Origin of the sequence: Paenibacillus sp. LPE1-1-1.1, from assembly GCF_040676435.1 — a bacterium.
Classification (GTDB): domain Bacteria; phylum Bacillota; class Bacilli; order Paenibacillales; family Paenibacillaceae; genus Pristimantibacillus.
The window spans coordinates 873,983-888,658 of record NZ_JBEGHY010000012.1; the positions used below are offsets into that span (position 1 = coordinate 873,983).

The following is a 14,676-nucleotide window of genomic DNA, read 5'->3' on the forward strand; positions in this document are numbered from 1 at the left end:
ATAGGGGAATGAAAAAATGGGTATTTGTACTTTTATCTTTTTTTCTATTAATCACATCAATCCAAATTCCTGTAACGGCAGCAACGAATTGCCCTGCACCAGCAACTTATAGTGACTTAGCGAAAGAGTATATCGATTTTTATAATATCCCCCTAAAAGACTCTAGGGATAGGGCATTGAATGAAAAGTTCTTATTAAATCAAACAAACATAGGCTCAAATGTTATCGTATACGGTTGTCCATCAGATATAGATCCAGCTAAACAAGATTTGGAAGAGGGGCAATATCGATATCTTGGATGGGACTATGAAGGGAATTTATATCGAAACTGGATGTTTCGTAGTGATTCAAATGAAACAAAAAGTGTTGCAAAAAACTGGGTTAAAGAGCCGTGGAGAACACAGACTGGCCGTTCCAAAGGCATTGAAATGACATCATTTTCTGATAACACAATAATAGCCGCAGAATGGCTTAAAGATATGAAAGATCCATACGGCCATTCAAAAACGTTCTTGGAGAGCTACAATAAATTAAAAGGCACTAGCTGGACAGGGGATACCCTTTTAGATTACGCCATTATCCAACAAGCACGAACCAAGTTTTCCCCGGGCGTCGTTCAAATGTGGAACATATGGGAACCAGACGGATCTTGGTGGTATGAAGTATTTACAATACCACCTGAACCTCTTCTACCACCGCCTGCGAAACCAGACCTCATCATCAGCAATCTCATATCTCCATCCGATGCCTGGCTCGGCGAATCAGTCCCCATTCAAATCACAACAAAAAACCAAGGGAAAACAGATAGCGGTCCCTTCACAGTAGGCATCGTCGGAACGACAACAAAATCCGAAGTCATTTCAAATGTGCCTCCAGGTCAAATCAAGACGGTGACGGTGAACGTATCCTCCACCACTAACGGCATAAAGAGCTTCGCAGCAAAAACAGACTTCGGAGAAGCGGTAGCCGAGTCTAACGAAAACAACAACATCAAAGACTTTAAAATTGCTTTTAACAAAAAGAATGAACCCACTATTCCAATAGCCGTCATCTCCCATCATGAAGGCGATCATCGAACAACCCCCGAAATCATCATTAAGCCGGCGTCTGAGCCGAAGCTTGATGACAAACTCTCCTATTCACCAGGCAAGGAAACCATCACCATCCGAGAATGGAAATATAAGACCCCAGCTGGAACAACGATATTTACGAAGCCGGGAGCAAAGGATTTTGCGGCTGAAGGAACTTACCTTGTAGAGCTTCGCGTGACGAACAGCGCAAAGAAGGTATCCGAGTGGGCGCAGCTGATTATTCGTGTAGGCGAGCCGACCCCGCCAGCTCCTACCTTACCGCCGCGTCCCGAATTAAATGCAGGCCTTCGATTCGTGCCCGACAAAATTTTGGCAGGGGAAACTTCATCACTCCTGAATAGCTCAGATGGATTTGACAGCTACGAATGGATATTTTCGTCCAATTTAGATCCTTTATTTACGGATAAGAGTAAATACGAGTATATCAATCAAACCTTTACGCAGGCGGGCACATATCGAGCATCGATCAAAGTGAGTGACAGCAGCGGATCCTCCTCGGCCTCAGCCACTTTAACGGTAATCGATCCGAAACCCGTTGCCATTGTAGCTGGGGCTACTAAGATCATTGAGGGAAGACCGTTTCCTTTTCCATATCACTTGAACAACTCTTACACCCCTCTTGCGGAGCGAGGCGTGACCATTGATCACCGCAAATCCGAAAGAAGATACAAAAGAGTAGGAGAGGTCGGTTATACCATCGATTTTCCAACAACAAATAATTTAGCATTGGGGCAATATACCCTCGAAGGAAAGGTAGTTGACACGACAGGAAGAGTCAGCGAATGGGCTGATTTAGCCGTGGAGGTTGTTCCTGACCTGCCTCCAACGATTGAAGTCATTGCGCCAGAAGAAACGTATCGGAGCAGCGGCTTTATGCTTTATATGGATGCGGAAAGTCCAGATGCGGATATGCTGGAACATTTATTTCTCGAAGAGCGATTTGACCAGGATGGGGACGGTGATTTCGAGGAGGAAGCATGGACAACGCTTTATGACGGTGCCTTCAAAACAACGCATTCTCTAAGCTATGCAACGGTAGGGAAACGACAGTACCGGGCTGCCGTTACAGAGGATTACGGTAAAACAGCGGTCTCTCCATCCACAGAAACGGATGTCCGGAATTATGCGCCATCCGTTAATTTTAACGTATTTGGCGTAACGCGGCAGCCTGGACAAGGAGATGAGAGCGGATCGCCTGTGACTGCCTATACAGCGCAATCCATTTTTCGATCATGGACATTAAGAAAGCCGTACGTAGGCGGAAGTACAGATAAGCTTGCTTGGAAAGCGGATGCGGCAACGATTAGCACGAAAAACGGTCAAATGGTTAATTTTAATTTGAAGTATCCAGAGGCGGGAAATGGTGCAAACTCACGCAATAAGTACTCTCTGCCAAGCGATCTTGTAGCCAAACAACATTGGAGAGTGCAGCATTTACTCCCTACTGGTTTTTATGGCAATAATGTTCACCTAGCGGCTGAAATTATTTTTAACAACAACCGCATCTACACGATGGAAAAGGTGCAAGACGATTATTCTGTACCTGTCGGGCAATATATGATGTATCACAATACGATGTTTTACACGGAAAGGGATGCGGTGACTGGAAATGCGTTACGTCCGGCTTTTACATTTGGAGACGATTCTGAAGGACAAGGACTAAGCCCTATATTAAAAGGGAATGAGAAGTTTTATTCTTACGGCATAAATAATAAAACAACGATAGCGTTTAATGAATACGATAAAACGGGAAAAAAAGAACAATCGCATACGATTGGTTTAGTAGATGTTAATAATAGAAGCATGGTAATAAACTTATTTGAATTCATGCCTGATTTCAAAACGGTCATTATTGGCGTTACGTATTCCGATGCCAACAGCTATAACGAAATAAAATATTATAAATACGCTCTAGAAACCAAATCAGTCGTATGGGTAGCCGCTGGTCCGCTCATTTCGAGATACGATGGGACTCAGAATTTTTCTTCGACTACTCAGATGACAGTAGGTTCCGATGGAAGCATTTATTTGACAGGAAAAACGATAACCAAAATCTCGCCCATCGGTGCGCGGGTAGATTCTGCTATTATTTCAGGACATGCAGGCGGATCTGCTGTCGCTCTTAGCAAGGATGGAGAGTACTTGTATTTCAAAAATTTCGGTCAATCCAATGGGGATTACAAAACCAATTATTTTCAAACATTTAGGACAAATGATTTGAGCTTAGTTAACTTGTATACTTCGCTAAAAGAAACGTATTTATATGAAAATCAAAGGACCTCACTAGTCAGTCCCATGGTGCAAGAAGACGGAACGGTGGTCATACAAGAAGCCCGCAATATTTATTGCTTTACTAAAACGGGTACTCTGCTTACCAGTCAATACATGTGGGGAATGGCTGATGTTTATCAAGCTGGATTATTGAGTAACGGCGAGGTTTTATCTGCTTTCTATCATACTACGGATGGCAAATATGGACTCAGTAAACCAACAACAAATGAAATAATAGCATCGGAGCCTATGCAAGATGCAAATGACTACCGAGCAGGCGGTGGAGATATTACCATCACTCCGGTGCTTCCAAATGGGTCAGTATTTATTATTGATCAAAAAAGATGGCCCCATTCTGTAACGGCCTTTGTATCTGCATCAGGAAGTGCTGCTCTGCAAAATATCGATGCAAACACCGTAGGCATCTTTGACGATAATTGGGGCGGTCTGCTTTATGATGCAGGAAGCATCATGAAAAATTATGCCCTACAATTTGAAGTTAGCGTGAACGATATTAAAAACAACAAATCCATCGGAGCGGGCTTCCATATTCAAAATGAAAAGAACATGTACGCGGTGGAATGGAGCATGGATACGTTAACGCTCTACAAAACCGTAAATGGTCTGAAAACTACTTTACAATCCATAACCTTAGCGCGTTCGCCGTTTACTGCATATCCGCTGAAGGTTGAAGCAGTGAACGGTACGCTGCGTGTTTTCGTTAATAACTCCAAGGTTATCGAGATTACCGATGGTACATACACCAAGGGCGCCGCAGGGCTGATGTCGCTCGGCCAATCCTCAGCATCGTTCTCGAACGTGATGAAAACCAACTATGGCGATACGTACACGCAAGAAACCTATGATACCGTGCTGGTCAACGACCCCATTTCCTATGAGAAGCTGTTTACCGATATAGAAAAAGACCCCATGGCCGCTGAAAAATGGAGCTATACCCATAATCCGAATTTCTTTGAGAGCCCGGATCGGCTTAGCGTTCATCATGGCCAAACGTACGGAAAGACGGCCAACGCTTTGGATCGGGCTGGCGTGTATGAGATTAGCTTTCGGGCAAACGACAATCCTGGCTTAGCGGCTTACGCTAAGTGGTCTGAGCCCGTCAAAAAGCTGCTCTATGTTCATCGCAGGCCAGTGGCCAAACCTGAAGTTAGGTTTACTGGAAAAGTGTACGCGGAGGGGGAGTCTCTAGATTATGAAACGCTTGATGCCTCCTACGATCCCGACATTGCGCACATTCTATCGGACAAGCTGTTCAGAACGCGCTGGGCAGACGAGACGGGTTGGAGAACAGGCAAGCGCGAGTATTACAATCGTCCCGGCGTGGAGCTTATCGTGCAGGAGCAAGTCCGGGATATACACGGCGCATGGTCGTATTGGGGGCAGTTCACCGTCTATAAGGATGTTATACCGCCAGTAAACCAGACTAAGCCAATAATGACGATTACTTATCCTTCAGGCACAACAGCAGAGGCACCTACGGTTTTGATCAAAGATCCGATAGTCAAATGGACATATTATGATGCCGAAAATGATCAGCAGGAGCGATATCGCTTAGTCCTCACGTATGTGGATCGTAATGAAACCGCTTTGTCCATCGAACATGAGGGCGCTGCTCTTACTTATCCGATGATTGAAGGTACAATCGAGCCGGGACGCATCGTACGCATCCAAGGGCAGGTCTTTTCATCGGGTGTGTGGTCGAATCTAAGCAACAGTAAATACGTTGTGCTGGATCTCCCGCCGCAGACATTCTTGCTCTCTTATAACGGCCCGGATGCAAATCATCCCGTCTATACGAATACAAACCGACCGCTGCTGCGAACCTTTACCGTTGATCCTGAAATGCACGCGATTACTTCCATTGCTTATGAAGTTTACCGTGCAGCAAACGGCGCGAAGGCGGTTGATACGGAATCATCCGTAATGGCCGCAAGCTATGCGCCTCCAGCGCTTTCGGAGGGACTGCATTATTGGAAAGCGAGAGCTAATGACAGCTACCTATGGGGCCCATATTCAAGCAACGGCTTTTTCTTTGTAGATACCGTTAAGCCAGCCGATGTTAATGAGCAATTGGAAATTGAACCTGCGGCCGTGACGGTATCATTTAATGCTTTTAGCGATGCGGAGCCGTCGTCCGGGCATGCTGCCCGGACCTTTTATCTGCAACAGGTGAATGCGGATGGGGGCGTAACGAACATAGATCTGAACGGAGACGGGCAATCGGAATACAGCCTGCCGCTCCCTCTTGACCGTCAGACTTATCGGGTGACCGGACTAACAGCCGGGCAGGAATATCGTCTTACGGTTATCGACATTGATCTTGCCGCTAATGAAGGGAAGTTTGCCTACATTCATTTCGTGACCAACCGGCCGCCTGAAGGAGATTTTGATTGGTCGCCAAAACCGGTGTATGCAGGAGACAGAGTCTCATTTTTATCAAAAGCAGCGGACCCGGACGGCAATGCGCTTTCGGTTCATTATGAGCTCACCAGTCCGGTTGGGGTAAAAAGCAGCTACAGTTACACTGTAAACGGTCCTGCTTATCCGGCACGAGGTCCATCTTTAAGGCTGACGGCTGCCGGCGCATGGACCATGAAAATGACGGTAAGCGACGGAATCGCTGATCCGGTGAGCGTTACGAAATCGCTGCAGGTGCTTCCGCTCCAGCTTTTCGGGTTTGTGAAGCATACGGAGCTTTGGGAGAAGCATCGCAAGGCGTTTAACATCAAAGTATCCGGAAAGGAAGATGCTCCTCGCGGCTACTCGGTATTTTGGGCAGGCGAAAAGTTTATGCTCGAGGCGGTCACAACGAAGACGGGAACCGCCACAAGAGCGGACCGGGTAGAGGTACGGATGGGGAGCGAGGAAGCCTCTTTACTACCTGTAGGAACGGATAGGGACAGCTGGGAAGGAGAGCTTTGGAAAGATGACTATGCCCAGCTGCCCAATGGTATGATTTCATTCGTCTTTACGGCTTACTATAATAATGGCACTGTGATTACAGCTCGGGTTGACGCGTGGATCGATGGCCAAACCATGCAAATCGTAAGCGTGCACCGCGTCCGATAAATGAAAAGACAGAGGAGCCCCCGGCTATCATTTTCATCTCGGAAAATGTAAGTCGGGGGCTTTCGATATCCGTTTCGATTATTGTCCGCTTTTGATCTTTGCAAAAAAGGTACTTATAGCGTAATAAGCGGCTCCGCGAACGGCGGATTGGTCCTGCAGCTCAGCGAACAATATCCGCATGCGTTCACGGTGGTAAGGAAGCGTGCGTTGATCGACGGCTGCCTGAACGGCAGGCTCGAGCCACTCCGCTGCCCGGCTCATCCGATTGCCGATGATGACCACGTTTGGGTTAAAGACGTTGACGATGTTGGCGATGCCTGCGCCCAAATAATCGCCAATGGAGCGGATAAGCTCGATGACGCGTTCATCTCCGGCAGCCGCGGCGAGCAGCAGCTCGTCCAGGTTCTCGAAGCCGAGCAGCGCCGCCCTCTCCAGAAGCGCGTTCTCGGAGGCATACAGCTCCCAGCAGCCTCGATTGCCGCAGCTGCAAGGCTTGCCGTCATACTCGATCGAGAGATGGCCGAGCTCGCCGGAGAAACCGGATGCCCCTTTGTAAAGCTCTTTATTCAATATAATGCCGGTGCCGATCCCGATGCCTACGCTGACATAAATCTGGTTGGGAATCCCGCGTCCAGCCCCGTATTTCTGCTCGCCCTGCGCGCCGGCGTTCGCTTCGTTGTCAATGGTAACGGGCAGGCCAAAGCGTTCTTCAAGCTGCCGCTGCAGCTCGACCTGATGCCATTTTAAATTGGGAGCAAAAAGGATGATGCCATTGTCGTCCACGATACCCGGCACGCCGACGCCGATCCCTACAATTCCGTAGGGGCAATCCGGCGCTTCATTAATAAGCAGTTCGATACATTCCGTTAACTGCGCGATTGCCTGCTCAGCATCCTGCTGCTTGAGGCCGCGCTGATGCTCGGCAATGACGTTGCCTTCCATATCGACAAGCAGCCCGCGGATATAATTGACGCCAAGATCGATTCCGACTGCATAACCAGCCGTGCCGTTAAATAGAAGCATTACGGGCTTACGTCCGCCGCTGGATTGCCCTGGTCCGTTTTCAAGAACAAGATGGCTGTCGATGAGATCTTGAACGAGGCTGGATACGGTTGCTTTATTAAGACCGGTAATCTCCGAGATTTGCGCCCGCGAGAGCGGCGCATGCTTAAGCACGGCTTCGAGTACGATGGCCGTATTTATTTTTTTGATGAGCGCTAAGTCTCCTGTTGGTTTGATTTTCAAAAAGAAAGCCTCCGTCCAAGTCACGATATCTATCATTGTATCACGAAAAATTGAATATACAGCTTATCCGCTTCGCATACTGAATACGGCGATGGAAGCAAAAATTAGATTAAACCTAGTTTAACACAAAAACTTAGTTTGTTTAATAGACAAACTAAGTTAAGGCATGTTATTCTAAATGTAAGCACTAACAAAAATATCGAATTCCGTGAAGGAGGATTTAGTTTTCTATGAGCTATTTCAAAAACATTAATACAATCCAGTTTGAAGGTAAGGGTTCCGATAATCCGCTGGCATTCAAACATTATGATCCTAACCAAGTTATCATGGGCAAAACAATGGAAGAGCATCTGCGCTTCGCGGTTGCTTACTGGCATACATTTAACGCCAACGGTACAGATCCTTTCGGCTCAGCTACCATGGTTCGCGGCTGGGATCAATATAACGGCCTTGACCGTGCAAAAGCGCGCGTTGAAGCAAACTTCGAATTCATGAATAAATTAAACATTCCTTTCTACGCATTCCACGATGTGGACATTGCGCCGGAAGGCGAAACTTTGCAAGAAACGAACAAAAACCTGGATGTAATCGTTGCTCTATTGAAGGACAACATGAAATCCTCCGGCAAAAAGCTGCTTTGGAACACGGTTAACATGTTCTCCAACCCGCGTTTCGTACACGGCGCAGGCACGACTTGCAACGCTGACGTTTATGCTTATGCCGGCGCGCAGTTGAAAAAAGGCCTTGAAGTCGGTAAAGAGCTTGGCGCTGAAAACTACGTATTCTGGGGCGGCCGTGAAGGCTACGAAACGCTTCTTAATACAGACATGGGCTTTGAGCTTGATAACCTTGCCCGCTTGTACCATATGGCAATCGCATACGCTAACGAAATCGGTTTCGATGCGCAATTCTTGATCGAGCCGAAACCGAAAGAGCCAACGAAACACCAATATGACTACGATGCTGCAACAACGATTTCCTTCTTGCAAAAATACGGCTTGAAAGATCATTTCAAGCTTAACCTTGAAGCAAACCATGCAACGCTTGCAGGCCACACGTTCGAGCACGAAATCCGTACGGCTGCAATCAACGGCATGCTTGGATCGCTTGACGCGAACCAAGGCGACTTGCTGCTTGGCTGGGATACGGATGAGTTCCCGACTGACCTTTACTCCACGACGCTAACGATGTTCGAAGTATTGAAAGCTGGCGGCATCGGCCGCGGCGGCGTAAACTTCGATGCGAAAGTTCGCCGCGGTTCGTTTGAAGCAGAAGATCTTTTCTTGGCGCATATCGCTGGTATGGACAGCTTCGCTTGGGGTCTTAAAGCGGCTGCGAAATTGACGGAAGAGAAAATTCTCGACAATATCGTAGACAACCGTTACCGCAGCTTCAAAGAAGGCATCGGCGCGGAAATCGTATCCGGCAAAGCGACGCTTGCATCGCTTGAGCAATATGCATTGCAAAACAATCCGATCAAGAACGAGTCCGGCCGTCAAGAACGTATCCGCCTTGTACTGAGCGAAGTTATTTTCAGCGTTTAAGTCGGGAGGATCAAGGGCAAATGAGCTATGTAATCGGTATAGATTTAGGGACGAGCGCCGTTAAAGTGCTGCTCGTCGATCGCAACGGCACGGTAGCCGGGGAAGCATCCCGCAGCTATCCGTTGTTCCACGAGCATTCCGGATGGAGCGAGCAGCGGGCGGATGATTGGGTAGACGGTACCGTAGAAGCATTGCGCGAGCTCACTTCCGCTAACGGTATCGATGCCGGCACGATCGAAGGCATTAGCTTCTCCGGCCAAATGCACGGCCTTGTGCTGCTGGACGGCGAAGGAAACCCTATCCGCAATGCGATCCTATGGAATGATACCCGCACGACGGAGCAGTGCCGGGAAATTGAACGCAAGCTTGGCGACAAGCTGCTCAGCGTAACGCGCAATCCGGCTTTGGAGGGCTTCACGCTTCCTAAGATCCTATGGGTTCGCGAGAATGAGCCGGAAGCCTTCGCCAAGGCGAAGCTGTTCCTTCTGCCGAAGGATTATCTGCGCTACCGCCTAACCGGCGAGCTGCATATGGATTATTCCGATGCTGCAGGTACGCTTCTTCTTGACGTGGCTGGCAAGGCGTGGAGCAGTGAAGTGCTGGATGCTTTTGAGCTTCCGGCAAGCTTCTGTCCGCCGCTTGTCGAATCGCATGGCCTTGTCGGAAACCTGCTGCCGCAGTTTGCGGAGAGCACCGGCCTTCCGGCAGAAACCAAAGTATTCGCGGGCGGGGCAGACAATGCGTGCGGCGCGATTGGCTCGGGTATTTTATCCGAAGGGTTGACGCTTTGCAGCATTGGCACGTCCGGCGTTATTCTCTCCTATGAGAATGACAAGACGAAGGATTTTGCGGGCAAGGTACATTTCTTTAACCATGGCAAAGAGGATTCCTTCTATGTCATGGGCGTTACGCTTGCGGCTGGCTACAGCCTCAGCTGGTTCAAGAAAACATTTGCTCCAAACGAGAGCTTCGACCAATTGCTTGAAGGCGTGGGCGACGTGAAGCCGGGAGCGGGCGGGCTGCTGTTTACCCCGTACCTCGTCGGCGAACGTACACCGCATGCGGATTCCGTCATTCGCGCAAGCTTTATCGGCGTAGACGGCTCGCATGAACGGATTCACTTTGCCCGTGCGGTGATTGAAGGTATTACTTTCTCGCTGAATGAGTCCGTGGACATGTTCAGACGTGCGGGTAAAACGGTTGATACGATTATTTCCATCGGCGGCGGCGCTCAAAATCCGGTTTGGCTGCAGATGCAAGCCGATATTTTTGATGCGAAGGTCGTAGCGCTTGAAAATGAACAAGGACCTGGGCTGGGTGCCGCGATGCTTGCCGCATACGGCTCCGGTTGGTTCGACAGCCTGGAGTCCTGCGCAGACAAATTCGTGAAACATGCGGAATCGTATTCGCCGCAGCCTGACGCGGTGTCTGCATATGCCGGAATCTTTAAGGTTTACCAGCAGGTATATGAACAAACAAAAGCCCTGAATGAGGCGCTCGCGCCCTATCGCGGCTAAATTTAAGCATAAAAAGGGACTGAACACCTCGTACGAGGTAATCAGTCCCTTTTTTTGTCGCTTGCTAGGGTTATAGAGCTGCCGCGGTCATCGTTTGAAGCTGCTCCATATCATTTCAGGCCGGACGCCGAGCTCGCCGGCAATCAATTCAGCCGTCAGGCGCTGGGGCTTTTTTATTTTCCCGTTGCGAATTTTTGAAATGGTTGTAAGTGAAATAAGCGTAGACTGGGCGAGCGAGGTTACGGAAATATTTTTGCTAAGCATAAGCATGCGGAGCTTATAGGAGGGGTCTTCCTCCTTATTGTTGGCATATAGGCTTGTCAGGATGACGACAAAGTTTTTAAAGCTTCGGTTGCCGTTATAAAAAGGCTGTATAATGGCTTCGGTGCCATAATTTCGGTCCCCGAGCTTAAGCTGAAAATCAACGGCTTCGGCCGTTCGGTTGTTTTTGGCAAAATCGAACACCCGCTTGATCTTATTCCGCTCATGCTCCGCGACGAGATCGAATATCGATTTGTTTACATAAGAGGAGGAGGGCTGCTGCACAGGGGCGTAATAATGCTTTAAGCTCAAGATGCCGTAACGCTCATTGACGATGGAAGAGACCATGATTTTATTATGTAAAATATATTCATCAATCCATTTTGCCTCGCGCAAATCCTTGCAAATGAGAACGTATACGGTTCGCTCCCCATGTTGAAGCTTGCGGCATGACATGCGCACGTCCGCCGGAGTGGAAGCTTTGGTCACCAGCTTGCATTCGAGCAAGGGCGAGACGGCAAACTCATCCGCAAGCTGATGGATGGCTTCGTCGAAGGATAGGCCCGAATCGTGAACGGAAATGATTGTGGACGGATCGATAAGCATAAGATCAGATTTCTTAAAGCCGGAAAAGACGGCAAAGGCTTGATTGACATCGCGAATAGACCAACGGGATTCGTCGGATTCAACGATAAGCATTGGTTCAGAAAGCAAATAAAATAAATGATTCATCGATGACACCCTCCAATCAGTTAGCGCAAAGACGATATGCATGTAATGATTATGTCACAAAATCTAACACAATGACATAGTTATTTGTGAAAAAATCATGTCATGTTATTTTTTATCCCGTCTTACATGTATTCTCATGAATTGGACAAGCTAAACCAAACATGAGAAAGGATGATCGTAAATGTCTGCGAACTCTGCCCTATTATTTGATTTTAACGACGCACAGAGCGCAGCGCTCGCATGCGAGACGCTGAAGGAGCTCGGTTATGAGACGGTTCTGCATGACGGCAGCCGCATGCATGTCCATATTGAAGGAAGCGATTTGACGTCCGCGCTTGAAATCGCGCAAGCGCATGGGGGCCAGCTCGCACAGCAAGCCCAAATCGATGCGGACGCCATGACGGATAGCGCCTATTCGCTTGACGCTATCGCGATACCTGCGCATCTCGTCAATGAGGATTGGATTATGTCCGATGAAGCGGCCTACCCGGACGGGCTGCGCAACCGCGACGAAGATGCGGATTTCAATGAAGGATTTTTACCGGATCCCGGCACGTATGACCATTTTTCGGGGGATGTCCGTATTTAAAACGACGAACGACGCTTGCCGGAAACACCAAAAAGGCTGTCCAATGTCTAATGACATATGCGGACAGCCTTTTTGGCGTATCGATTATTGGAGTACCGCGTTCAGCCCTGCCGTATAGCCCGTGGAAAAAGCGGCGGTAATGTTATAGCCTCCGGTGTACCCGTGAATATCTAAAATTTCTCCGCAAAAATACAGTCCGTCCATGAGCTTAGACTGCATTGTTTTTGGATCGACTTCCTTCAGGTTAATCCCCCCGCCTGTAACGAAGGCGTCTTCAATTGAAAGCGAGCCGTATACTCTAATCGGGAAATGCTTAATGAGCTGCGACAGGGTAATCCAGTCCTGCTTTGGAATGTTGTCGTAAGTAAGCCCCTCAGGCAAGCCGGCTTTCTGAAGCAAAAGGGGGATCATTTTTTCCGGCAGATAGTTTTTCAACACGTTTTTGATCGTTTTCTTGGATTCCTGCTCGGCGAGCTTCAACGTCTCCCGGTAAACCTCATCCTTGCTTTTATCTGGTACGAGATCGATCGCAACAACGATATTCCCGGCATTATATTGCTTCAACGCTTTTACGACAAATTGGCTGCAGCGCAGCACGATGGGTCCTGAAATGCCGAAATGGGTAAAGAGCATATCGCCATGATGCTCGATAATTTGCTTCCCTTTCGGGTTCCATACGGATAATCCGACATCCCTGAGCGAAAGGCCTTGGAGCTCTTTGCTCACGATAAAGGGTTCATTCGAGGTGAGCGGAACCTCGGTTGGAAAAAGCTCCGTTATGGAGTGCCCGGCTTTCTCGGCCCATGCGTAGCCATCGCCGGTTGAACCGGTTTGAGGCACTGATTTTCCGCCAGAGGCAACGATGACGCTCCTGCCCTTGAAGGTTTCGCCTGATTTGATACGCACGCCCGTGACCCTTCCGTCTCCGAACATGATATGATCGACAGGAGCGTTTACTATAATTTTGACGCCTTGTTTTCGAACTTGGTTAACAAGCGTATCCACGACCGTCTTGGCTTTGTCCGATACGGGAAACATTCTTCCGTTATCTTCTTCCTTGAGCGCAATGCCGAGGTTTTCAAAAAAGGCAATGATATCCTTGTTGTTGAAATTAGAAAAGGCGCTGTGGAGAAAACGCCCGTTTCCCGGGATATGCTTGATAAGCTCGTCCAAATCTTTATTGTTCGTTACATTGCATCTTCCGCCGCCGGAGATGCCTAGCTTGCGGCCTAATTTTTCTCCTTTATCGAGAAGAAGCACCTTAGCGCCGTCTTTGCTTGCGGCTATGCTGGCCATTAATCCGGCCGAGCCGCCGCCAATAACAATTGCATCATACTGCATCGCGTTCCACCTGCTATATTTATTAGTAGATCTATAATACCACAAAAGAAAGGCGGCGTTCTGATGCTGCGTGAGGAATGGCATATAACAGGTGCAAAAGGAACCGTATTGTTTCTTAGGGAGTGGAAACCGGAGACCGAGGCGGCCAAGGCGGTCGTTGGTCTCGTTCACGGCATGGGAGAGCATGGCGACCGGTACGCGCATGTCGCGGCACGCTTCACGGAGGCTGGGATTGCGGTTATTGCGCTCGACCAGCACGGACACGGCCGCTCATCGGGGAAACGCGGCCATTTACATTCAATAGGGGCAGCAGCCAGCGATGCCGCTTTGATGATAGAGGCGGCTGCCGAGCGGCACCCTGGCGCGCCTATTTTCTTGTACGGCCACAGCATGGGCGGCAATGTCGCCTTGAACTGCGCGCTGCGCCTACATCCTGATGTAAAAGGACTCATTCTGACCAGCCCTTGGCTGCGGCTTGCCTTCAAGCCGAACCCGGCGGTGGAATGGTTCGGGCGCAGGCTTGCTTCGATTATGCCGGCGCTGCAGCAGAAGACAGGCTTAAATCCCGCGGATTTATTCCGGCCCGGTTTTGTGCCGGCGGATTCGCTTACAGCGGATAAGCTGTGCCATACAAAAATAACGCTCCAAGCCTTTAAGGAAATCAGCTCCGGCGGCGAGTGGGCTTTAGCTAACGCAGATCGCCTGCAAATCCCGCTGCTGCTCATGCATGGAACCTCCGACCGCGTAACTTCCCTGGAAGCAAGCCGGCTTCTGGCCGGGAAGCTGGGCGGAAAATGCGATTTTAGGCGCTGGGACGGTGGATATCACGAGCTTCACAATGATATTGAAGGCGAAAAGACGATTCAAGAGCTAATCATTTGGCTGGAAGAGCAATTGTAAAAACATGTAATATGTGTTTTAATCGGACTAACAGATTCTTACGAATGAGTAACGCTTTCTTTCTTGAATTTAACTAAATATGTGTCATGCATTCA

At 48.7% G+C, this 14,676-nt stretch carries 8 protein-coding genes; 5 read left to right on the forward strand and 3 right to left on the reverse strand.

All coding sequences use genetic code 11. From position 1 onward, the window contains the following. The first annotated feature begins 8 nt into the window (after window positions 1–8). Window positions 9–6,452, forward strand: coding sequence for an Athe_2463 domain-containing protein (locus MRBLPE1_RS14355; protein WP_414698871.1), 6,444 nt, complete (start codon window positions 9–11; stop codon window positions 6,450–6,452). Window positions 6,453–6,530: 78 nt separating this feature from the next. Here the strand turns inward: MRBLPE1_RS14355 and MRBLPE1_RS14360 are convergent, their stop codons facing one another. After that, entirely contained in the window at window positions 6,531–7,697 is a 1,167-nt protein-coding gene (locus MRBLPE1_RS14360) for an ROK family protein (protein ID WP_364146317.1), read from the reverse strand. A 230-nt stretch (window positions 7,698–7,927) separates the two neighbouring features. Between MRBLPE1_RS14360 and xylA the strand changes: the two genes are divergently transcribed. After that, a complete protein-coding gene (gene xylA / locus MRBLPE1_RS14365; RefSeq protein ID WP_364146319.1) occupies window positions 7,928–9,241 on the forward strand; it encodes a xylose isomerase in 1,314 nt (437 codons plus the stop codon). 20 nt (window positions 9,242–9,261) lie between these two features. Continuing rightward, the gene (gene xylB, locus MRBLPE1_RS14370) at window positions 9,262–10,758 is read left to right on the forward strand and encodes a xylulokinase (RefSeq protein ID WP_364146321.1); all 1,497 of its coding nucleotides are present in this window, start codon (window positions 9,262–9,264) and stop codon (window positions 10,756–10,758) included. A gap of 87 nt (window positions 10,759–10,845) precedes the next feature. Here the strand turns inward: xylB and MRBLPE1_RS14375 are convergent, their stop codons facing one another. Next, on the reverse strand, window positions 10,846–11,751 hold the full coding sequence (locus MRBLPE1_RS14375) for a helix-turn-helix domain-containing protein (RefSeq protein WP_364146323.1): 906 nt from the start codon (window positions 11,749–11,751) through the stop codon (window positions 10,846–10,848). 181 nt (window positions 11,752–11,932) lie between these two features. On the opposite strand from MRBLPE1_RS14375, the gene MRBLPE1_RS14380 reads away from it, so the two are divergent. Further along, a complete protein-coding gene (locus tag MRBLPE1_RS14380; protein WP_364146325.1) occupies window positions 11,933–12,340 on the forward strand; it encodes a hypothetical protein in 408 nt (135 codons plus the stop codon). A gap of 84 nt (window positions 12,341–12,424) precedes the next feature. Here MRBLPE1_RS14380 and MRBLPE1_RS14385 read toward each other — a convergent pair whose 3' ends face one another. Then, complete coding sequence (locus tag MRBLPE1_RS14385; protein ID WP_364146327.1) at window positions 12,425–13,681, reverse strand: NAD(P)/FAD-dependent oxidoreductase; 1,257 nt, start codon at window positions 13,679–13,681, stop codon at window positions 12,425–12,427. 63 nt (window positions 13,682–13,744) lie between these two features. Between MRBLPE1_RS14385 and MRBLPE1_RS14390 the strand changes: the two genes are divergently transcribed. Further along, window positions 13,745–14,581, forward strand: coding sequence for an alpha/beta hydrolase (locus MRBLPE1_RS14390; protein WP_364146329.1), 837 nt, complete (start codon window positions 13,745–13,747; stop codon window positions 14,579–14,581). Window positions 14,582–14,676 lie beyond the last annotated feature (95 nt).